Below are 19,539 nucleotides of genomic sequence, written 5' to 3'. Positions count from 1 at the left end.
TAGCTACAACATACAAACCTTAGCTATGGTAACTTCCCCAATCCCTGCTCAAGAATCCTCTGCTAGCTGGTATGTCCTGCTGCAACAATTAATAGATGGCCAATCTTTGTCCCGTACTCAATCTGCTGAATTGATGCAAGGATGGCTCAGTGAAGCGGTTCCCCCAGAGTTATCAGGGGCTATTTTAACAGCGCTCAACTTTAGAGGCATTTCTGCCGACGAGTTGACCGGCATGGCTGAAGTATTACAATCTCAATGTTCCCCACTCAGCACTCACCACTCATCACTCAGCACTGTAATAGATACCTGTGGCACTGGTGGAGATGGTTCATCAACCTTTAATATTTCTACAGCCGTTGCATTTGTCGCCGCAGCATCTGGTATACCTGTCGCCAAACACGGCAATCGTTCAGCCTCAAGTCTCACAGGAAGTGCAGATGTATTGGAAGCCTTGGGTGTAAACTTGAGTGCCTCTAGTGAAAAAGTACAAGCAGCACTACAAGAAGTCGGGATCACTTTCTTGTTTGCCCCTGGTTGGCATCCAGCACTCAAGGCGGTTGCGTCATTAAGGCGGACTTTGAAAGTGCGAACAATTTTTAATTTGCTGGGGCCGTTAGTAAACCCCTTGCGTCCAACTGGGCAGGTAGTAGGCTTATTTACTCCCAAGCTTTTGGCAACTGTTGCTGAAGCTTTACAGAATTTGGGCAAGGAAAAGGCGATTGTGCTGCACGGGCGAGAAAAACTTGATGAGGCTGGGTTGGGAGATGAAACTGACTTGGCGGTTTTATCAGACGGAGAAGTACAGTTAACTACTATTAATCCCCTAGATTTAGATTTAACGCCTGCTTCCATAGGTATGCTTCGGGGTGGAGATGTCCAAGAAAATGCACTGATTCTCAAGGCTGTACTCCAAGGTAAGGGAACTCAGGCACAACAAGATGCAGTTGCCTTAAATGCTTCGTTGGCGTTGCAAGTCGCGGGTACGATCGCACTCCTAAATCACGCCCAAGGTATTAAAATCGCTAAGGATATCCTACAAAGCGGGGCAGCTTGGACGAAGTTGGAGGAGTTGGTTGAGTTTCTGGGGAATTGATTTGCGATCGCAATTGCGGGCGAAACTCTACGACATTACGTTTAATAGTGACATCGTAGTTGCCAAAAAAGTCATGTCCTAGAAGTCCGGTTTCTAGTTCTGCACCTGCGATCGCTACTGGTATTTTATTCACTATTACGCCGCCAACGGCCATCGAATTAACATAGCCCACAGGAAATTCTACCGCTCTGGAACTCGCGGTATTTGCCTTAGCTTTTCCCACTGTCACGATTCCCAAAGCATTAGCCATATCTTGGGTAATTACAGTGCCACTTGCTCCCGTATCCACAATCATCTCAAATTGTTGCTGGCCATTAAACGTGACTTCCACAATCGGCGTACCACCAATTCGCCTTTTTATCGGCGCTGTGAATACTGCTTCATCGGGAATCACCACTGCTGATGAAGGCAAACCTGGCTCTGGTGATAACGGTTTTGCTTGTATAGGAGGTAAAGTGAACTTTGGTGTGGTTTCTCTTTGGGGAACAACAACGACTATTTTTTGAGGTTCTCTAACTGCAACTGGGCGAGGATTTGCTTGCTGTTGGGCATATTTAACCTGGCGGCGATATTCCTTAATTTTGGTTTGAGCGATCGCAAATTCTGGGCTTTGTCGCCGTATTTTTCGCATCAGCGCGATCGCCTCCTGATACTGACTCGCCACCAATTTCCAATCATCTGGAGATTGAGCCGATTGGCTGATACTCCAAGCGCCAACAGCTTTGTCTCGTCCGATCTCAAAAAGACTTGGTTCACTTTCAAACGGATCTAGCGGCTGCGCTTCTGGGCTAGCTGCTGGTCTTACTGGTTCAACGGTAGGCTTTCTTGATGCAAGATCCCCAACTGGTGTTGGTTGCTCATTGCCAACAATCGCAGTGTTTTGTTTGTCTTCACTACAGGCAACGCACAAAACCGCTAGAGCGCTTGATACAAAAATTAGGGTTGCACGGGATAAAAAAGACTGAAGCATAATTAATTTTAACTGCCCAAGCTTTGCCAAATCCACTCCCGCTACTTTAATTCCCTTTTAATTTTAATTAACTATCTTAAAAACTCCCAATTGCTCAACTCATGGGATAATTAACAATCGCAGTATTAAGGAATAGGGAGTGGGGAATAGGGAGCAGGGAGCAGGGAGCAGGGAGAAGAGTTTTCCCCTCTGCCCCTCGCACCCCGCCCCTCTGCCTCTTTTCAATGCCCCATGCCCAATCCCCAATCCTATCACCTATGCCCCTGACTGACTCAATACCAGCTTTACTTGTCCTAGCAGATGGAACCACTTATCGCGGTTGGTCTTTTGGTGCGACGGGAACCGCGATCGGAGAAGTAGTGTTCAACACTGGCATGACCGGCTATCAAGAAGTCCTGACCGATCCTAGTTACCGCGGTCAGATTGTGATTTTTACCTATCCTGAATTGGGGAATACTGGCGTAAATCTGGAAGATGAAGAATCAGATGGCCCCCAAGTGCGGGGTGCGATCGCCCGCAATATTTGTCACCGTCCAAGTAACTGGCGATCGACACAAACTTTACCTGATTACCTCAAACAAAACCAAATACCAGGGATTTACGGCATTGATACCCGCGCTCTCACCCGCAAAATTCGGATGTTCGGAGCGATGAACGGTGGCATTTCTACAACCATTCTTGATGAAGCGGAATTGCTAGAGCAGGTACAGGCAGCACCCAACATGGCAGGATTGAATCTGGTTCGGGAAGTCACCACCTCAACGGCTTATGAATGGTCCGATCCCACAATTCCAGCTTGGGAATTTAACTCTGAGGCTGGGGAAAATCTTGGAGAAGCCTTTACCGTTGTTGCCCTTGACTTTGGCGTTAAACGCAATATCTTACGTCGCTTAGTAAGTTATGGTTGCCGGGTAATTGTTGTACCTGCTGATACACCACCAGAGGATATTCTCAAATACAATCCAGATGGTGTGTTTCTTTCTAATGGCCCTGGCGACCCTGCTGCCGTCACTGAAGGGATTGCAACTGCCAAAGCACTCCTGTTAAGTGAAAAACCCATCTTTGGTATTTGTATGGGACACCAAATTTTAGGTCATGCACTAGGGGCAGAAACTTATAAACTTAAATTTGGTCATCGTGGTTTGAATCAGCCTGCCGGTTTACAACAACGGGTAGAAATTACTAGCCAAAACCATAGTTTTGCTATTGACCCAGATTCCTTACCTACGGCAGTTGTGGAAATTAGCCACCTAAACTTAAACGATCGCACCATTGCCGGGGTACGGCACAAATCTCTACCTGTGTTCTCCGTACAGTATCACCCAGAAGCTAGTCCTGGCCCACACGATGCTGATTACTTGTTTGAGCAATTTGTTCAATCCATGCGAACAGCACGTCAAGCCGTGGCAGAGGTGAGGTAAAAATAGGGAATGGGGAAGAAGCAGGGAGCAGGGAGCAGGAAGCAGGGAGAAAATTCCTCCCCTCTGCACCCTTCCCTCTGCCTCTTGTGCCCAATCCCCTATTTCAACAGATTGTAGACAACTTGCTCAAAAACCATCTATACTTGAGCGTTCACTTTAACTCATGAGGAGGGAATTATTGCTGAGCCACTGAATCTAACCGTTAGCCTGAGGGGCACTCGTGAAGTCCGGGATAACTGTCAGCTATTCCGCCTCACAGGTTTGTTAGATGCTTTTTCCGAGCCGACATTTCGCAAGACACTTGGCAGCAAGATAGACGAGGGTCCTAAGCACATTATTTTGGATCTCTCACAAATTGATTTTGTTGACAGCTCTGGCTTGGGCGCTCTGGTGCAGCTAGCCAAGCAAGCTCAAACTGCTGATGGCACTTTGCAAATTGTTACAAATGCCCGCGTAACTCAAACGGTCAAGCTTGTTCGCCTAGAGAAGTTTCTCTCCCTGCAAAAATCAGTTGAAGACGCTCTAGAAAACGTCAAGTAGTCTTGATTGCTCGATCTGAGAGTTAAATTTAGCTATCCAGATTTAATATCGGATAGCTTAATTTTTAAAACTTCTGGCATAAAACCTCTCTCCTTGTGGGAGAGGCATAAAGCCAGTTGAGCTATTATGTTTAAAGTTGAGTAATAACTAAAGATATAAACACCCAACTCTTGGGTATGTAATCGTTGGCTACAATATTGGATAAATAATCAAGTCTGAGATATTTGTTGTAAGAAATACAAAGCCAGCAGATTTGTTTATAGATAGACTTGACTTGATGCTGTATAGTTAAAAGTTGTCGTTTACTCAGTAAGTATGGCAATGCTACCAAGTAGAAGGGTGAATTTGATGTCAAAATTTTACCCTATCTTAGGCGCAGACCACAATAAGTAGGCGAAATTTGGTTTATAGATGTTGACATCAGGGTGATTTAAAATGCCAACTCTCCATCAAAAAGATGAAATTAGGAAGTAATTTTGATAGTATTGATTATGCTAAGTATACTATCACGGCATACTTCAGAAAAATCAGTCTTTGCGAAGAATGCCTGCCAAATGTAGCCCGTCAAGGAATGATTTATTTGTGAAGTCACAGGAGGAAGAGCTATTAGATGGACAAGATGAAACTCCCAAACGGAGCTTGTCTTGGACTGAAGCACTCTTGGCAACCACAGGGCCATTCCAACAGATTTCCCTCTCACAAGTGCAACAAATTTCTCCTAGTGCTTTAGCATATTTGGGGGATGCAATTTATGAGTTGTATGTTAGAATGTTCTATCTGCTGCCATTGCAGCGGTCAGGAATTTACCATCGTCTGGTAGTGGAGCAGGTAAGAGCAGAAACACAAGCGCTACATTTGCGATCGCTAATTCCTCATCTCAGGGATACCGAATTAGAAATTGTCCGACGGGGTAGAAACGCCGCAACAGGACGCCCTAAGCGACTTAATCCCGAAATTTATCAACAGGCAACTAGTCTAGAAACCTTAATAGGCTACTTATATATCACCGATTACCAACGTCTAACCGAACTGTTGCAAATACTTCATCTAGAAAAAGAGTGAAAACTCAATTTCGCAGTAGCCACAACACTAGATTAGGTTCAAAAAATTGAGGTAATCGGAACATTCAACCATACGCTATATCGATAACTCAAATGCAGGATAAACCCAGAAAAGTCAAAACTTCTAGCGAACCCAATCGGAGACAACCCGTAAAAATTAAAGGTAAGCGTGTTGTAACTAATCCGACTCGCAATCCCAGAAAAGTAGATAGCAACCCCATCTCTGTTGCAAATCCGACTCGCAACCCCAGGAAAATAGATAGCAATCCCATCTCTGTCGAGAATCCAACTCGCAACCCCAGAAAAGTAGATGGCAACACCATCTCTGTTGTTAATCCGAATCGCAACCCCAGGAAAATAGATAGCAACGCCATCTCTGTTGAGAATCCAACTCGCAACCCCAGAAAAGTAGATGGCAACACCATCTCTGTTGTTAATCCGAATCGCAACCCCAGGAAAATAGATAGCAACGCCAGTTATGGCAACTCCCGGCAAAGAAATAATAATTTCTCCCAGCCATCTGTATCTACACAATCTACAGAAGAAGATAACGATCTCATCTACGGTCGTCATCCAGTATTGAGTGCATTGCAAAATCAGCGCAATCTTAACCGTCTATGGATTACTACCCGTCTGCGGTACGATCCCAGCTTTCACCATTTTCTCTTGCAAGCAAAGGAAAATGGCACAGTTATTGATGAAGTTGAACCCAAGCGTTTAGACTATCTCACCAACGGCGCTAATCACCAAGGTGTGGCAGCACAAATTGCTCCCTACGCTTACATCGAATTGCCCGATCTAATTGAGCAATGCAAATCTGTAACTGATGCTGTAATTGTTGTAGCTGACGGAATTACCGATCCCCACAACTTGGGAGCAATTATTCGCACTGCCGAAGCAATAGGCGCTCAAGGATTAGTAATTCCCCAAAGAAGGGCATCTGGGATCACTTCCACTGTCATGAAAGTGGCAGCAGGCGCTTTAGAAAATTTTGCTGTAGCTAGAGTTGTCAACCTCAGCCGTTCCTTAGAAGAATTAAAAGAAGCTGGCTTTTGGATTTACGGTACTGCTGCAAGTGGCAGCGAACCTGTGCATACAGTCAATTTCACTGGCCCAATCGTTTTGGTAATTGGCTCAGAAGGTGAAGGTCTGGGTATGTTAACTCAACGCTCTTGTGATTTTTTAGTATCGATTCCTCTACAGGGTAAGACCCCCAGCCTGAATGCTTCTGTAGCAGCGGGTATGGCGCTTTATGAGATTTATCGTCAGCGATCGCTAAATACGCTGCACTTAGATAAATTGCAAAAATTCTCTTTGAAAAAATAACAGTAACAGAGTATAAAGAAATGTAAAAGATAATAAAGCAACATATCGTTTAACACCCTGTAGACGTTTAGAAATCGGCTAAAACCATGAAAACCATTTGGCATAACCTCAAGGAAGTGTTAATTAACACATTCGACTACATCGGCTTGGCTTGGTGGGTAGAAATTGTGACGCAGAATCCCCGTTGCACGTATTACTTCGGGCCATTTCTAAGTTCTTCTGATGCAACATTAGCAAGCAAAGGATACATAGAAGATTTGGAACTTGAAGGAGCGCAGGGAATTATTGTGAATGTCAAGCGTTGCAAACCTAGTAACTTAACAATTGCTGACGACTTGGGGGAAAGATTTGACCGCAAAGTACAGCCTGCCTTTGGCGGTCAAATTTAAGTTAGGCCTGAGAATGAAAAGGATGGTCTGATGCAAAGACGTAAAGACATAAAGACATAGAAAATCCTTTTACCGGGGGTTATTGCGTCTTTTTCATTCATTGCGTCACCACATCTTTCCTTTTCTTCTTCGTCAATAGTCAAAATTTTTTTAAATATTGTTTTTAATATTAAATATTTAGACTATTGACTACCAATTACCTGGGGATGAACTTCAAGCCAATGGTCAATATCATTTAGCACCTGCTGGGGAACTTCCCACGGAAAAAGATGGGCGGTGTTGGGATAGCACTGCCACTGAGAATTGTTGAGATGTTGAGCAGTTTGTAAGCTGGAATCAGATGTAATGTGGCGGTCTTGTTCGCCAGCAAGTACTAAACTGGGACATTGTATTTGTTGCAAATCTAGCACCCGATTGTATCCTGATTGAATTGCACTATAGAGGGCGCGAGTAGCAGCAGGAGAAGTTTGCAAATAAGCTGGTACTGCTTCTTTGGCAATGTAATTGTAAGTAATAGATGTATGTTGTTGGATTAAGTAGCGAAAAAGCGATCGCTTACCAAAAGTTTCAATATTCCATTGCCAACTCGGTTTTATATAGTTCAATAGCGCAGCAATGCCAGTATATAAATTATCCTGCCAAGTGATAGGAGGATGACTGCCACGGGGTTTTGCAGCTGTCGCCACTAAAATCAGCCCAGTAACGCGTTCTGGCAAACGTAATGCCATCTCCATTGCCAGGATGCCGCCCAGTGACCATCCTAATACTAAGCACTTTTCAATCTGCAAACGGTCTAGAAGCGCTTCTAAATCAGTCAAATGGTCATTCATCTCAAAATTGCCGTTGTAGCGGCTTTTGCCGTATCCACGTAAATCAGGGGCAAAAGTTTTGTAGCGTTTTGATAAATGATTGGTAAAGACAGAAAGACTACGACCAGTACCAGGATGACCGTGTAAGCCCAAAATTGGGAATCCTTGACCTTGGGTGTAGACATTGAGACGTGCAGCAGTTGTGGTGTGGCGATCGCTCATTACTCTCCCTTTTTCTGTCTATCGATAGTGCCAACTGCATCGATCGCAGCTTCGAGGGCGATCGCTACATGAGTCCAATGAGTCCCACCCTGGCAATAAACCACATACGGTTCACGCAAAGGCCCATCTGCTGATAATTCCAAAGTACTCCCTTCAATAAATGTCCCCCCAGCCATGACCACCTGGCTCTCATACCCCGGCATATCATCTGGAATAGGATCTAAGTAGGAACCGATGGGAGAATGCTGTTGTATCGCTTTACAGAAAGCAATTAGCTTTTCGGCAGAACCGAGTTTAATTGCCTGAATTACATCCCCACGGGGAGCAAGAGGTGCGGGATTTACTGGATAACCCAGTTTATCAAATACATAACCAGTAAGATAAGTCCCTTTCATCGCCTCTCCTACCATCTGCGGCGCGAGAAATAAGCCTTGGAACAGCAGGCGATTTTGGTCAAAAGTAGCACCGCCATAACTACCAATACCGGGAGCAGTGAGGCGACAGGCGGATGCTTCCACTAAGTCGGCACGACCGGCGACATAACCACCAGCGCTGACAATGGTGCCACCAGGATTTTTAATCAATGACCCCGCCATTAAATCGGCACCTACGGCTGTGGGTTCCCTGGTTTCAATAAATTCGCCATAGCAGTTATCCACAAAGCAAACGGTGTTCGGATTTTGCTGTTTGACTAAGTGGACGATTTTTTCAATATCAGTAATTGATAAACTAGGACGCCAAGAATAGCCACAAGAGCGCTGAATTAAGACTAAACGAGTGTTTTCAGCCACACTAGTAGTTAAAGCTTGCCAATCTATAGTTCCTCCTGGGGTTAGCTCCAATTGACGGTAATTTATGCCAAACTCGATAAGAGAGCCTTGACCTTGACCCCGTAAACCAATGACTTCTTCAAGCGTATCGTAGGGAGAACCGACCACTGCTAACATTTCATCTCCAGGACGGAGAACACCAAACAAAGCACAGGCGATCGCATGAGTTCCCGAAACGAACTGCACTCGTACAGCCGCAGCTTCAGCACCCATAACTTCGGCAAAAACTTTATCTAAAGTTTCTCGTCCTAAATCATCATGACCATAGCCACTTACACCAGCAAAGTGGTGTGCCCCTACACGGTGATTACGAAAAGCATCCAGCACTCGTTTTAGATTATGCTTGACCTGAGTGTCAATTCCAGAAAAAATTTCTAATAGTGCCTGTTCTGCTTGCCGCAGCTGTTCTAAGCTGTTCATCAGTTCCTCGTTCAAAAAAATTAAATTTATAGATATGCGGATTTTTAGATCGCGCAGACTAGGCTGGAAAATTCAAATTCAGGTTACTGCATGACAATTGCTACTTCAACCAAACCTCAAGTTAACTGGGTTAATACCCTGTTTTTCATTGGACTGCATATCGGCGCTTTATTTGCCTTTGTTCCTGGTAACTTTAGCTGGACGGCAGTTGGTGTGGGTTTCTTGCTGTACTGGGTAACAGGTGGTTTAGGAGTTACTCTCGGATTTCACCGTCTTGTTACTCACCGCAGTTTTCAAACTCCCAAGTGGCTGGAGTATCTCCTGGTTTTCTTCGGGACACTCTCCTGTCAAGGAGGCCCAATTGAGTGGATTGGGACACACCGCATTCATCATTTAAACTCAGATACTGATGCCGATCCGCATGATTCTAATAAAGGCTTCTGGTGGAGCCACATGGATTGGCTGATTCACTACTGTCCCGCTCACGCTGATGTTCCTCGTTTCACCAAAGACATTGCCGAAGACCCAGTGTATCAGTTTTTAGAAAAATATTTCATTTTAATCCAGGTTGCTCTGGGTGTATTGCTTTTGCTTCTAGGTGGCTGGTCATTCGTCATCTGGGGAATTTTTGTTCGCATTGTCTGGGTTTACCACTGCACTTGGTTGGTGAACAGCGCGACTCATAAATTTGGCTATCGGAGCTATGATTCTGGCGATCGCTCGACTAATTGCTGGTGGGTAGCTGTACTAGTTTTCGGTGAAGGCTGGCACAATAACCATCATGCCTTTCAATACTCAGCTCGTCATGGGCTGGAATGGTGGGAAATCGATTTAACCTGGATGACAGTTCAATTGCTACAAGCAGTTGGTCTGGCTACTAATGTGAAGTTGGCCCCAACGAAAGTTAGTTAGGAGAGACGCGACGCCAGTCGCTACAACGGGGGAAACCCCCCTTCGGGTGACGCTCCTAACGTCGCTACCGCTACGCTAACACCAGTCACCTACGGCGGGAAACCCGCCTACAGCGCTGGATTCACCGCAACGCGCTGGCTCATTAATCGCGTCTGTACAGGAGTTAGGATGTGTAACGTTTTTAATTGATCGCTCCTAACTCCTAACTTTTCAAAAAGCTATTTACTTACGGGTGCGCTTGTGTCGGTTAGGTTGCTATAATCCGAAGCGCTAATGTGAAGAATTTTTACGGCAAGTTACTTTTTGGTGACTTGGTGGAGGAGTTTGTTGTTTTTTAGGTGTCCATGACTACATCAATAATTAATAGCCAGAAACTAAGTGACGAGCCTAGTAATTCCGACTTTCGGCTCAAAGATATTGTTAAAACCCTGCCACGCGAATGTTTTCAGCAGAACCGTCGCAAAGCTTGGACACAAGCCCTACTGAGTGTCTTGGCAGTCGGCTTGGGCTATTACAGCCTGATTATCACTTTTTGGTTTCTCTTGCCCCTTGCTTGGATTTTTACGGGCACTGCTTTAACAGGTTTTTTTGTAATTGGCCATGATTGCGGTCACAGGTCTTTTGCCAAACGTCGTTGGGTAAATGATTTGGTAGGGCATTTCTTTATGATGCCGTTAATTTACCCCTTTCATAGTTGGCGCATTAAGCATAATTATCACCATACTCATACCAACAAGTTGGATGAGGATAACGCTTGGCATCCAATTAGACCAGAAGTGTTTGAAAATTGGGATAAAACCCGACAGTCTGCTTTTAAACTGTTCATGCGTAAACGCTTCTGGTGGGTAGGTTCCATTGGACATTGGGCTGTGGTGCATTTTGATTGGCGGAACTTCAAAACGAAAGACCAATCGAGTATCAAGCTGTCTGTAGCTGTAGTAGTTGTGTTTGCAGCGATCGCTTTCCCGGCTCTGATCGCTACAACTGGTATCTGGGGCTTTGTCAAGTTTTGGCTAGTACCCTGGATGATTTACCATTTTTGGATGAGTACTTTTACTATTGTTCACCACACTGCCGCAGATGTTCCTTTTGCGACAGCGAACAAGTGGAACGAAGCTCTAGCACAGCTATCTGGAACTATTCATTGTGATTATCCACGTTGGGTAGAAATCCTGTGCCATGATATCAATGTTCATGTCCCTCATCATATTTCCACTGCGATTCCTTCTTATAATTTGCGGCTAGCTTACAGCAGCATCAAAGAAAATTGGGAGCCTTATCTACATGATGAGTGTCAGTTTTCTTGGCCTTTAATGAAGCAAATTACAGACCAATGTCAACTATACACAACTGATGTTGGCTATAAGACTTTCGACGAACATTATACAGAGCAATAAATAGCACTGTGACTACACTCACGCTCTTGAACTCAACGAGAGCGTTTATCATGCTGTGTTTAAATAGAATTTGGCGACTTTTTACTAACTAAAAATTGTTAGCTAAATTGCCAAAAATTATCTTCTTTGGTGTTAGCGATCGCTAGTTTCGTGGGCATCCTAGAGGTGAGATTATCTTGTCTCAAATAAAGTTCCGATTTATATCCAACAAAAGAATCCAGTGCAATTAGATACCATCACGTTCAACAATCCTCCTGGCTGCGAAACGTCTGAGGATTCCACTAAATTACCTTTCACTCTTCAAGATTTAAAAGCTGCAATCCCCGCTGAATGCTTTCAGCCCAATGTAACAAAATCACTTTTTTACTTTTTTCGTGACATCCTAATTATCGGTCTGCTTTATGCAGTAGCTAATTACCTGGATTCTTGGCTTTTCTTCCCGATTTTCTGGCTCATGCAAGGAACGATGTTTTGGGCTTTGTTTGTAGTCGGGCATGACTGCGGACATCAATCTTTTTCTAAGCATAAATGGCTCAATGATTTGATTGGACATCTTTCTCACACACCAATACTTGTTCCTTATCATGGTTGGCGGATCAGCCATAGAACCCATCACAAAAATACTGGCAATATCGATAACGATGAAAGCTGGTATCCTGTGACGGAATCACAATATAAGGAGATGCCTTTAGCCCAAAAGATAGGCAGGTATTATGTTTTTCTCTTGGCTTATCCTGTGTATCTGTTTAAGCGTTCTCCTAATAAAGAAGGCTCCCACTTTATGCCCAGCAGTTCGCTTTTCAAACCATCGGAAAAATGGGATGTCCTCACTAGTACTATACTTTTGATTGGCATGGTAGGCTTGCTCGGTTTCCTCACCTACCAATGGGGTTGGATGTGGTTGCTGAAATATTATGCTGTGCCCTATCTTGTGTTCATAGTTTGGCTAGATTTGGTGACATTCTTGCACCACACTGAGCCAGAACTTCCCTGGTATCGTGGAGAAGATTGGACTTTTTTGAAAGGCGCAATTTCTAGTATTGACCGTGATTATGGTTTGGTTAATCATATCCATCACGATATTGGTACTCATGTTGCTCACCATATATTCCTTAACATCCCTCACTACAATTTACTGAAGGCAACTGAGGCAATAAAACCAGTGATGGGTGAGTATTTCCACAAATCGGAAGAACCTATTTGGAAGTCATTATGGCGTTCATGTGTCAGCTGCCATTTTGTACCTGATACTGGTAGTAAGGTTTACTACACATCCAACAACAAGTTAGCTAAAGACTAGAGCCTATTTCAAAAGCCCTCTCCCAAGCTTGGGGGAGGGCTTTTGATTTATAGAAGAAGTCTAATAACTTAAGCTGGCTTGCTTTTGATGTTGTTCACCATGATGGTTACAACCAGCCTAATGATTATGGTGATGATGACCATGACCGTGGGAACAGTTTTGCAAATCTTGCTTCAAAAGCTTGTCGCTGATTTCTTGCAAAGATTCATCCACAGCTTGTAAGCCAATCCAAGTATCAATCTTTTGGACATCAAATCCTACCTCACGCTGTTCGCCTACTTCTAACAAAGGACGGCGAATTAACAGTGGCTCTTTCAGCATCAGCGCCAAAGCGGTTTGTTCATCCACTTTTTCAGGAACCACCTCACCAGATTTTACTTTTGGGGCGGAAGGATTAAACCATTCGGCTACGGGGCGATCGCCAAAAAATGAGCGCAACCGCTCAACTGTCCAAGATTCTGTTAGCAGATTGCATGGTATCACTTCATGACCGGCAGCTGTGAGCAAAACTTTTTGCTTAGTACCACCTTTACAGCCTGGTTTGCTATAGAAAATTACTCTTGCCATTTAACTACCTCTTAGTAGAATACGATTGGTTTGTAAGGGCGCACGGCTGTGCATTGGTGTCAACTTAAGCCGAAAACTATATCGGACAGGCGTTTTGCAAATCCCTCACGCCCTCATCCCCTAACCCCTTCTCCCAAGGGAGAAGGGGAATTGAATGTCTAGCCTGGATTTCTCACTTGTGAGAAATCCAAGGGGTGTGGAAGGTGTGGGAGGATGGGGAAGAAGTCTTACCCCCCACACTCCCCACACTCCCCACACTCCTTTTCCTCCTCTGCCTACAATATGCGTGAGAAATCCGGGCTAGCTCCCCTCTCACGGATGGGAGAGGGGCTGGGCGTGAGGGCAAAACGTTGTCACCAAGCGGGTTTAGCGTTAAGTTGACACCAATGCACGCCTGTGAACCCCTACTGCGTGATGCTAAAAGTTTTTAGCACTATACTTAATCGGGTCAAACTCAAATCTCTCATTCGGATCGGTTTCACCGTAGATATTAAAAGTCACAGTTGGTTCATCACCCACTGCTTCTACACAGTGAATTGCATCGGGAGTAAAGCTAATAATGTCTCCTGGGGATAGAGTTACCTCTCCCGTTGCTTCAATTTTGTCCTGAAATTCGGGGCTATTAGTGCGTCGCCAAAAAGTATTTTTTTCCTGACCTTTTAACACCGCGACTATTCCCCATGTCCCATGATTATGAATGTTTGATCGGGTTCCCGGTGCAAATGTTACTGTTTGCACAGTCAAGGGAAAACCCAATTCATCGTATAGGAGTAAAACAGAGGTTCCCGTTTTGGGCGAAGGCTCTAAACGTTGACTTCGTACCCAGTAGGAATTTACTATCAAGCGCCTTACGAGCATCCGAATTTCTGGCAGACAACTGACTTCATCATCCCTGCTATTGAGAACATCTTCCACCTCAGTTAAAAACCGATAAAGGCGATAATTTTCTCTCAATAAATCCCAGGCTCTTACAGATTTACAAGCTTGATACTGACCATCCCCCGTTAGCAGCCAATCCCTACCTTTCATAACTTTTAAATTGATAACGGCGAAGATTGGACGATCAGAATCGGAGAGACATTAGGAATATTACCTACAGGAAGTTTAGTAGGTATAATGATAGGAGGAAAGATAGAGTTACTATCAGTAGCTGCTCCTAATAGGGAGTAAGAGGAATACGATCTGGTAGATAACCAATTGTTCATGATTTTTCACAAAAAGGGCTTTGGGCACTTGTACTGAGTTTCAACACTTCTCTTCGAGACGCTCCGCGAACGACAAGCTCAGTGCATCGCTGCGCGGAAATCGAGCGAAGTCGAGATTCAACTACCGCGTTCGCGTAGCGTCTCCAAGAGTTGTATTGGGCATTGGTTGTTTTACAGGCGCGATTAATCGCGTCTCTACCCACCCCCACTGTTTCTTGTCGAGAAGTACATTGACTAATTAATCATTTTCTTCTGCTGGACGTGTCAAAATATCCAGGAGAATTCCGGCACCAAAATCATGCTTTTCGTCTATTTCTTTGACTTTGGTGCTGATTTCTTTTGCTTCCTCAATTTCTCCTAAATTTGCTAGTACTAATCCAGAAGCAGCATAAGCATTTAAGTACAATCGAATTTGTGGTTCTTCTTTGCGATTGACTAGTATCGGCTTAAGTTGCTCCCAGTCATCAGGAAAATTTTCTAGTTCTTTAATTTTATCTAATAATTTGGCTGTTGTTTGTAGTGCAAGAGAATAATTATTTTTATAAAAGAAAAATCTATATGCTGCTACTAAGACATCTGTATTTTCACCAGTTTGTGCTAAAGCTTGTTGAATATATTTTTCTGATTCTGATGTATTTTCCCAGTTTTGTGCAGCTAAAACTAATAAGTTTTTAATGTCTTCTGGAACCTGGAACCATGAGAATTGGTTTGTATTAGCTTGCATAATGAAGTCCTGGCGAGTTAGGAGTTTGGAGTTATGAGTTATGAGTTAGGAGTTATGAGTTAGAAGTTGTGAATTACGAGTTAGAAGTTATAAATTCTTAACTCTTCACTTCTGGCTCCTCACTCCTAACTTTTGTTAAAACAAAGTCAGAATGTACACCAAGGTGAATAATACAATCCAAATAATGTCTACGAAGTGCCAGTAAATTTCTGTCATTTCGATGAAAGTATGATTGGTTGCAGAATATTCACCGGGAAGACGCGATCGCCACAATGCACGTAATATCAATAACAGCCCTACAAAAACGTGCAAACCGTGAAACCCGGTCATGATATAAAAGCAGTTGGCGAAGACGTTGGTAGTCAGTCCGTATCCTAATGTTGAATACTCATAAACTTGACCACCCAAGAAAATTGCCCCCATGATTGCAGTAATTGCATACCACAGTTGCATTCCCTTGAGGTTATTCTTTTTAATCGCCGTATCACCGAAGTGAATCACAAAACTACTAGACACCAGAATAATGGTGTTAATTGTCGGCACAAGCAGTTCTACTTCACTTCCTTCTGGAGGCCAAACCGCTGTAGTACCTCGGAAAAATAAATAGGTGGCAAAAAATCCTCCAAACATCAGGGATTCAGAGGCGAGGAATGTCAAAAGTCCCCAAACTCTTAAATCTGGATGTTCTTCGTGTCCTGCACTGCGATCTTCGCTTGTGGTTGTAGCTATAGTCATAGATTTTTTGACAATATTACCTACGTCTGTTGTGGAAGCTTGAATAAAGAATGAAATCTGAATCAGCAAAATTTCCATTCTTTATCCAAAATCCTTGTTTAGCCAAACTCTTGACTTGTTCAGGAATTCTCAAAATTCCGAGTTCCGTGTTCTGAATTCGGGTGTTCGTTTATTGAATTCGGGTGTTCGTTTATTGAATTCGGGTGTTCGTTTATTGAATTCGGGCATCCGTTTATTGAATTCGGGTGTCCGTTTATTGAATTCGGGCATCCGTTTATTGAACTCGGGTGTCCGTTTTCTGAATTCGGGCGTTCGTTTATTGAATTCGGGCGTTCGTTTTCCAAGCTTGAAGCTTTGGGTTCCAAGCTTGGAGTTTTGAGCTTTCAAATCTAATGACTAGAAGTTGAAGTTTCAGTGACTTTAAGTGCGATCGCATCACTCACTCTACGAACTAAGCACTAGCTTCCGGCGTCGCTGATGACTGTAATTCAGTTCTATGCTCCTGACCGTAGTCATAAGGGCCATGAGTGACAACCGGCAACACTTCCCAGTTTTCAATTGCGGGTGGCGAGCTAGTTGTCCATTCTAAAGTCAAAGCTTGCCAAGGATTATCACCAGCCAAAGGCCCCTTCAGCCAACTGTAGATCGTGTTGATGGCAAAGGGAATTACCGATATCGCCAAAACAAATGAACCAAAGGTACAAATCTGATTGAGGTCGATAAATTGGGGGTCATACATTGCCACTCGTCGGGGCATTCCTTTCAAACCTAACTCGTGCATGGGTAAGAAAGTAAGATTAGTGCCGATGAAGGTAAGGGCGAAATGAACCCGTCCCCAGTTTTCATTGAGCATTCGTCCGGTCATTTTGGGGAACCAGTGATAAATGCCGGCGTAAATGCCAAACACGGAACCGCCAAACAGAACGTAGTGGAAATGTCCGACAACATAATATGTGTCGTGGACGTGAACATCAAAGGGGGCTGTTCCCATCGTCACACCGCTTAAGCCGCCCATGACAAACATGGATAACAAGCCAATGGCGAAAAGCATCGCCGTGGTGAAGCGGATTTTACCACCCCAAAGGGTAGCAACCCAGGCAAAAATCTTCACGCCAGTGGGAACTGCAACTATGAGAGTGGAGATAGTGAAGAACATCCGCATCCAACCGGGTGTACCACTGGTAAACATGTGGTGTACCCAGACGAACAAACCGACAACGCAGATGGCGACACTAGAATAAGCGATCGCTTTATAACCAAAGATTGGCTTGCGGGCGTGTACTGGAATTACCTCCGACATGATGCCGAAGATGGGCAGAATCATTAAATATACTGCCGGGTGAGAATAAAACCAGAATAAGTGTTGATAAATTACAACGTTACCGCCTGCATCTGGTTTAAAGAAGGAGGTGCCAAAGTTGAGGTCAAACAACAACAGAACTAAACCGGCTGCTAATACAGGTGTGGAGAGAAGTGCTAGCAGTGAGGTAGCCAAGATTGCCCAGCAAAATAGGGGAACTTGATCCCATTTCATGCTAGGAACCTTCATCATCAAAATGGTGATCACAAAGTTCAGCGAACCCAAAATTGAAGAAGTTCCCACCAAAACGATCGCTAATATCCACATAGTTTGAGCGATTGGTGCTGTCACCAAGCTCAAAGGTGGGTAAGCTGTCCAACCAGATTGGGAACCGCCAAAGATGAAACTACCTAAAATGAGCGCACCTGCTGGGGGATTTAACCAAAAGGCGATCGCATTTAGCTTTGGAAACGCCATATCCCTGGCACCAACCATCAAGGGCACTAAATAGTTACCAAATCCCCCAATCGCGCTAGGGACAATCCACAGGAAGATCATGATCGTCCCGTGATTGGTCATGAAAGCGTTATACAGATTGGGGTCGAGTAAGTCTGACTCTGGTGTTGCTAATTCGGCACGGAGAGCAACAGCCATCAATCCGCCGATGAGATAGAACACAAACGCTGTTACTAGGTATTGGATACCAATAACCTTGTGGTCAACATTAAATGTGAAATAGTCCTGCCATTTCCACGCCTTCGGATGGGAGGTGTGGCCAGTCACCATTTCCGGTTTATTTTCTTCTGGTGGAGTATTCCGTGGAAATTCTACCTGCGTCATATTTTTATCCTTTGTCATTTGTCATTTGTTTTTTGTCCTTTGTCTTTTGTCCTTTGTCCGTTGTCATTTGTCAGTTACCAATGACTAATGACCAATGACCAATAACCAATGACCAATGACTAATGACCAATGACCATTGACTTTAAAGTTGCTGCACTAATTCCCATATCATGGGTGTGGGGCGCGAGAAACTCTGATGTTGATAAGTCGCTTGGATTAATTGCAACGACTTGATTTAGGTTGTGCTGTTGAGCAATCTGGTTTTCTGTCCGCCAGCTATCATATTCTTCTGGTGTGTGGACAATTACCTGTGTCCGCATTGAACCGTGATAACCACCGCACAACTCAGCACAAACTACGGGATATGTACCTGGTTTGGTGGCAACAAATCGCAGTTCGGTAGGGATACCGGGTATTGCATCTTGTTTCAGCCTAAAGTTTGGCACCCAGAATGAATGAATTACATCTTGTGCTGAAAGGTTGAGTTGGACATCAGCACCGACGGGTATGTGCAATTCCCCAGAGGTAATGCCACTATCGGGGTAGTTAAATATCCAGGCGTACTGTATGCCTTTGACATCAACAACTAAATCGGCTGGTTTGTTAAGGGTTTGAGGGGACGCGCCGATGCCAATTGTTGGGGCAATTGTCGGGGCAGTTGTTGCTTCAGAAGCATCGCTAAGTGTAGCAGCGATAGCAGTTCCCGACTTATGAGCAACATGAGCAGCTGAATGAGGATGACCCGCAGGCTCAAAGCCGCCCATTTGGTTAAAAACATCTACGCTGTAGATGCCCAAACCGAGGACAATCACTGTGGGAATTGCTGTCCAAAAGATTTCTAAGGGAACGTTGCCTTCTATTGGCAAACCATCGGTATCATCACCGCGACGGCGACGAAACTTCACCAAAAAAACTACAATAGTTCCTTCTACCACCAAGAAGAGTGCGATCGCAATGGTAAACATGACGTTAAAAAAACTGTCTACCAAAGGCGCTTGTAACGATGCCTGCACCGGCATGAGAGTGTGGTTGTGACCGATCCAAATGCTGATTGCTGTAACTACTATCCCAGCAACCAGAGTCCATAGTGAAACAGGAACTTGTTGCATACATGCTACCTGCTTTGTAAACCGTCTTTAGAGGTGTTGTTTTCTGAGTTGAGGTTTTAGGGGAGAGGTTACAGGTTACAGGTAATAGGAATTCATCTATTCCCTGTAACCTGTACCCTATTCCCTTGTTCTTTCCCCATTCCCCATTTCCTTTTCACTTATTAACTTTCTAACGTGCAGCCATTAAAAAAGGGGGAAACTTCCAGATTTTTTCCATATCTTTCCCCCACAAAATTACAAATTATATTTCAACTCATATCACAAAGTTAGCCCCCTGCTTTCCAAAAAGCTTGTTGTTCCAAGGGGCACTGTTAGTCCTAATATTGATTAGGCTATATTAGCAGCAAGTTTAAATTTGTTAATAACGAA

18 protein-coding genes are annotated in these 19,539 nt (G+C 44.1%); 9 read left to right on the top strand and 9 right to left on the bottom strand.

All coding sequences use genetic code 11. The annotated features are described in order from the left end of the window. Positions 1-25 precede the first annotated feature (25 nt). Complete coding sequence (gene trpD, locus V7K84_RS14130; RefSeq protein ID WP_334838882.1) at positions 26-1,093, top strand: anthranilate phosphoribosyltransferase; 1,068 nt, start codon at positions 26-28, stop codon at positions 1,091-1,093. Here the strand turns inward: trpD and V7K84_RS14125 are convergent. Next, entirely contained in the window at positions 1,023-2,063 is a 1,041-nt protein-coding gene (locus V7K84_RS14125) for a retropepsin-like aspartic protease family protein (protein WP_334838880.1), read from the bottom strand. The two genes, trpD and V7K84_RS14125, sit on opposite strands and share 71 nt — an antisense overlap. Before the next feature lie 257 nt (positions 2,064-2,320). Here V7K84_RS14125 and carA point away from each other — a divergent pair, with 257 nt between their 5' ends. The 5 genes from carA (at position 2,321) to V7K84_RS14100 (ending at position 6,800) form a co-directional block, all read left to right on the top strand. After that, complete coding sequence (gene carA, locus V7K84_RS14120; protein WP_334838878.1) at positions 2,321-3,484, top strand: glutamine-hydrolyzing carbamoyl-phosphate synthase small subunit; 1,164 nt, start codon at positions 2,321-2,323, stop codon at positions 3,482-3,484. Between the two features lie 174 nt (positions 3,485-3,658). Further along, positions 3,659-4,024: an STAS domain-containing protein gene (locus V7K84_RS14115; RefSeq protein WP_084227153.1), complete on the top strand. Its 366-nt coding sequence runs from the start codon at positions 3,659-3,661 to the stop codon at positions 4,022-4,024. Between the two features lie 582 nt (positions 4,025-4,606). Then, positions 4,607-5,086 carry a Mini-ribonuclease 3 gene (locus V7K84_RS14110; RefSeq protein ID WP_334838876.1) on the top strand — a complete coding sequence of 160 codons (480 nt, stop codon included), beginning with the start codon at positions 4,607-4,609 and terminating at the stop codon, positions 5,084-5,086. 92 nt (positions 5,087-5,178) lie between these two features. Continuing rightward, complete coding sequence (gene rlmB, locus V7K84_RS14105) at positions 5,179-6,411, top strand: 23S rRNA (guanosine(2251)-2'-O)-methyltransferase RlmB (RefSeq protein WP_334838873.1); 1,233 nt, start codon at positions 5,179-5,181, stop codon at positions 6,409-6,411. Between the two features lie 86 nt (positions 6,412-6,497). Next, the gene (locus V7K84_RS14100) at positions 6,498-6,800 is read left to right on the top strand and encodes a DUF1816 domain-containing protein (RefSeq protein ID WP_334838871.1); all 303 of its coding nucleotides are present in this window, start codon (positions 6,498-6,500) and stop codon (positions 6,798-6,800) included. A gap of 182 nt (positions 6,801-6,982) precedes the next feature. Here the strand turns inward: V7K84_RS14100 and V7K84_RS14095 are convergent, their stop codons facing one another. Both V7K84_RS14095 and V7K84_RS14090 read right to left on the bottom strand, forming a co-directional pair. After that, positions 6,983-7,831 (bottom strand): alpha/beta fold hydrolase, encoded by an 849-nt coding sequence (locus V7K84_RS14095; RefSeq protein WP_334720207.1) that lies wholly within the window; start codon positions 7,829-7,831, stop codon positions 6,983-6,985. After that, positions 7,831-9,081 carry a methionine gamma-lyase family protein gene (locus tag V7K84_RS14090; RefSeq protein WP_334838869.1) on the bottom strand — a complete coding sequence of 417 codons (1,251 nt, stop codon included), beginning with the start codon at positions 9,079-9,081 and terminating at the stop codon, positions 7,831-7,833. Before V7K84_RS14090 ends, V7K84_RS14095 begins: the two co-directional genes overlap by 1 nt. Before the next feature lie 90 nt (positions 9,082-9,171). On the opposite strand from V7K84_RS14090, the gene V7K84_RS14085 reads away from it, so the two are divergent. The 3 genes from V7K84_RS14085 to V7K84_RS14075 all read left to right on the top strand — a co-directional run bounded on the left by V7K84_RS14085 (position 9,172) and on the right by V7K84_RS14075 (position 12,690). After that, complete coding sequence (locus V7K84_RS14085) at positions 9,172-9,993, top strand: acyl-CoA desaturase (RefSeq protein ID WP_334838867.1); 822 nt, start codon at positions 9,172-9,174, stop codon at positions 9,991-9,993. Positions 9,994-10,337: 344 nt separating this feature from the next. Continuing rightward, positions 10,338-11,390, top strand: coding sequence for a fatty acid desaturase (locus tag V7K84_RS14080; protein ID WP_334838866.1), 1,053 nt, complete (start codon positions 10,338-10,340; stop codon positions 11,388-11,390). A gap of 220 nt (positions 11,391-11,610) precedes the next feature. Then, positions 11,611-12,690 carry a fatty acid desaturase gene (locus V7K84_RS14075; protein WP_334838864.1) on the top strand — a complete coding sequence of 360 codons (1,080 nt, stop codon included), beginning with the start codon at positions 11,611-11,613 and terminating at the stop codon, positions 12,688-12,690. Positions 12,691-12,807: 117 nt separating this feature from the next. Here the strand turns inward: V7K84_RS14075 and V7K84_RS14070 are convergent, their stop codons facing one another. From V7K84_RS14070 to V7K84_RS14045, 6 genes are all read right to left on the bottom strand, one after another. Further along, the gene (locus tag V7K84_RS14070; RefSeq protein ID WP_334838862.1) at positions 12,808-13,257 is read right to left on the bottom strand and encodes an ArsC/Spx/MgsR family protein; all 450 of its coding nucleotides are present in this window, start codon (positions 13,255-13,257) and stop codon (positions 12,808-12,810) included. A gap of 417 nt (positions 13,258-13,674) precedes the next feature. After that, entirely contained in the window at positions 13,675-14,286 is a 612-nt protein-coding gene (locus V7K84_RS14065) for a cupin (RefSeq protein ID WP_334838860.1), read from the bottom strand. 414 nt (positions 14,287-14,700) lie between these two features. Then, on the bottom strand, positions 14,701-15,186 hold the full coding sequence (locus V7K84_RS14060; RefSeq protein WP_334838859.1) for a hypothetical protein: 486 nt from the start codon (positions 15,184-15,186) through the stop codon (positions 14,701-14,703). Positions 15,187-15,321: 135 nt separating this feature from the next. Then, complete coding sequence (locus V7K84_RS14055; protein WP_334838857.1) at positions 15,322-15,921, bottom strand: cytochrome c oxidase subunit 3; 600 nt, start codon at positions 15,919-15,921, stop codon at positions 15,322-15,324. Positions 15,922-16,372: 451 nt separating this feature from the next. Beyond that, complete coding sequence (gene ctaD / locus V7K84_RS14050; protein ID WP_334839031.1) at positions 16,373-18,061, bottom strand: cytochrome c oxidase subunit I; 1,689 nt, start codon at positions 18,059-18,061, stop codon at positions 16,373-16,375. Positions 18,062-18,180: 119 nt separating this feature from the next. Continuing rightward, positions 18,181-19,170, bottom strand: coding sequence for a cytochrome c oxidase subunit II (locus tag V7K84_RS14045; RefSeq protein WP_334838855.1), 990 nt, complete (start codon positions 19,168-19,170; stop codon positions 18,181-18,183). Positions 19,171-19,539 lie beyond the last annotated feature (369 nt).

Source organism: Nostoc sp. (assembly GCF_036917315.1).
GTDB lineage: Bacteria > Cyanobacteriota > Cyanobacteriia > Cyanobacteriales > Nostocaceae > Nostoc.
The sequence above is the reverse complement of the archived record's forward strand: the minus strand, read 5'-3'. Positions and strand labels throughout refer to the sequence as shown.

Coding starts and splice junctions, on each gene's coding strand:
- trpD (WP_334838882.1), top strand. CDS start 26: ATGGTAACTTCCCCAATCCCTGCTCAAGAATCCTCTGCTAGCTGGTAT.
- V7K84_RS14125 (WP_334838880.1), bottom strand. CDS start 2,063: ATGCTTCAGTCTTTTTTATCCCGTGCAACCCTAATTTTTGTATCAAGC.
- carA (WP_334838878.1), top strand. CDS start 2,321: ATGCCCCTGACTGACTCAATACCAGCTTTACTTGTCCTAGCAGATGGA.
- rlmB (WP_334838873.1), top strand. CDS start 5,179: ATGCAGGATAAACCCAGAAAAGTCAAAACTTCTAGCGAACCCAATCGG.
- V7K84_RS14100 (WP_334838871.1), top strand. CDS start 6,498: ATGAAAACCATTTGGCATAACCTCAAGGAAGTGTTAATTAACACATTC.
- V7K84_RS14095 (WP_334720207.1), bottom strand. CDS start 7,831: ATGAGCGATCGCCACACCACAACTGCTGCACGTCTCAATGTCTACACC.
- V7K84_RS14090 (WP_334838869.1), bottom strand. CDS start 9,081: ATGAACAGCTTAGAACAGCTGCGGCAAGCAGAACAGGCACTATTAGAA.
- V7K84_RS14085 (WP_334838867.1), top strand. CDS start 9,172: ATGACAATTGCTACTTCAACCAAACCTCAAGTTAACTGGGTTAATACC.
- V7K84_RS14080 (WP_334838866.1), top strand. CDS start 10,338: ATGACTACATCAATAATTAATAGCCAGAAACTAAGTGACGAGCCTAGT.
- V7K84_RS14070 (WP_334838862.1), bottom strand. CDS start 13,257: ATGGCAAGAGTAATTTTCTATAGCAAACCAGGCTGTAAAGGTGGTACT.
- V7K84_RS14065 (WP_334838860.1), bottom strand. CDS start 14,286: ATGAAAGGTAGGGATTGGCTGCTAACGGGGGATGGTCAGTATCAAGCT.
- V7K84_RS14060 (WP_334838859.1), bottom strand. CDS start 15,186: ATGCAAGCTAATACAAACCAATTCTCATGGTTCCAGGTTCCAGAAGAC.
- V7K84_RS14055 (WP_334838857.1), bottom strand. CDS start 15,921: ATGACTATAGCTACAACCACAAGCGAAGATCGCAGTGCAGGACACGAA.
- ctaD (WP_334839031.1), bottom strand. CDS start 18,061: ATGACGCAGGTAGAATTTCCACGGAATACTCCACCAGAAGAAAATAAA.
- V7K84_RS14045 (WP_334838855.1), bottom strand. CDS start 19,170: ATGCAACAAGTTCCTGTTTCACTATGGACTCTGGTTGCTGGGATAGTA.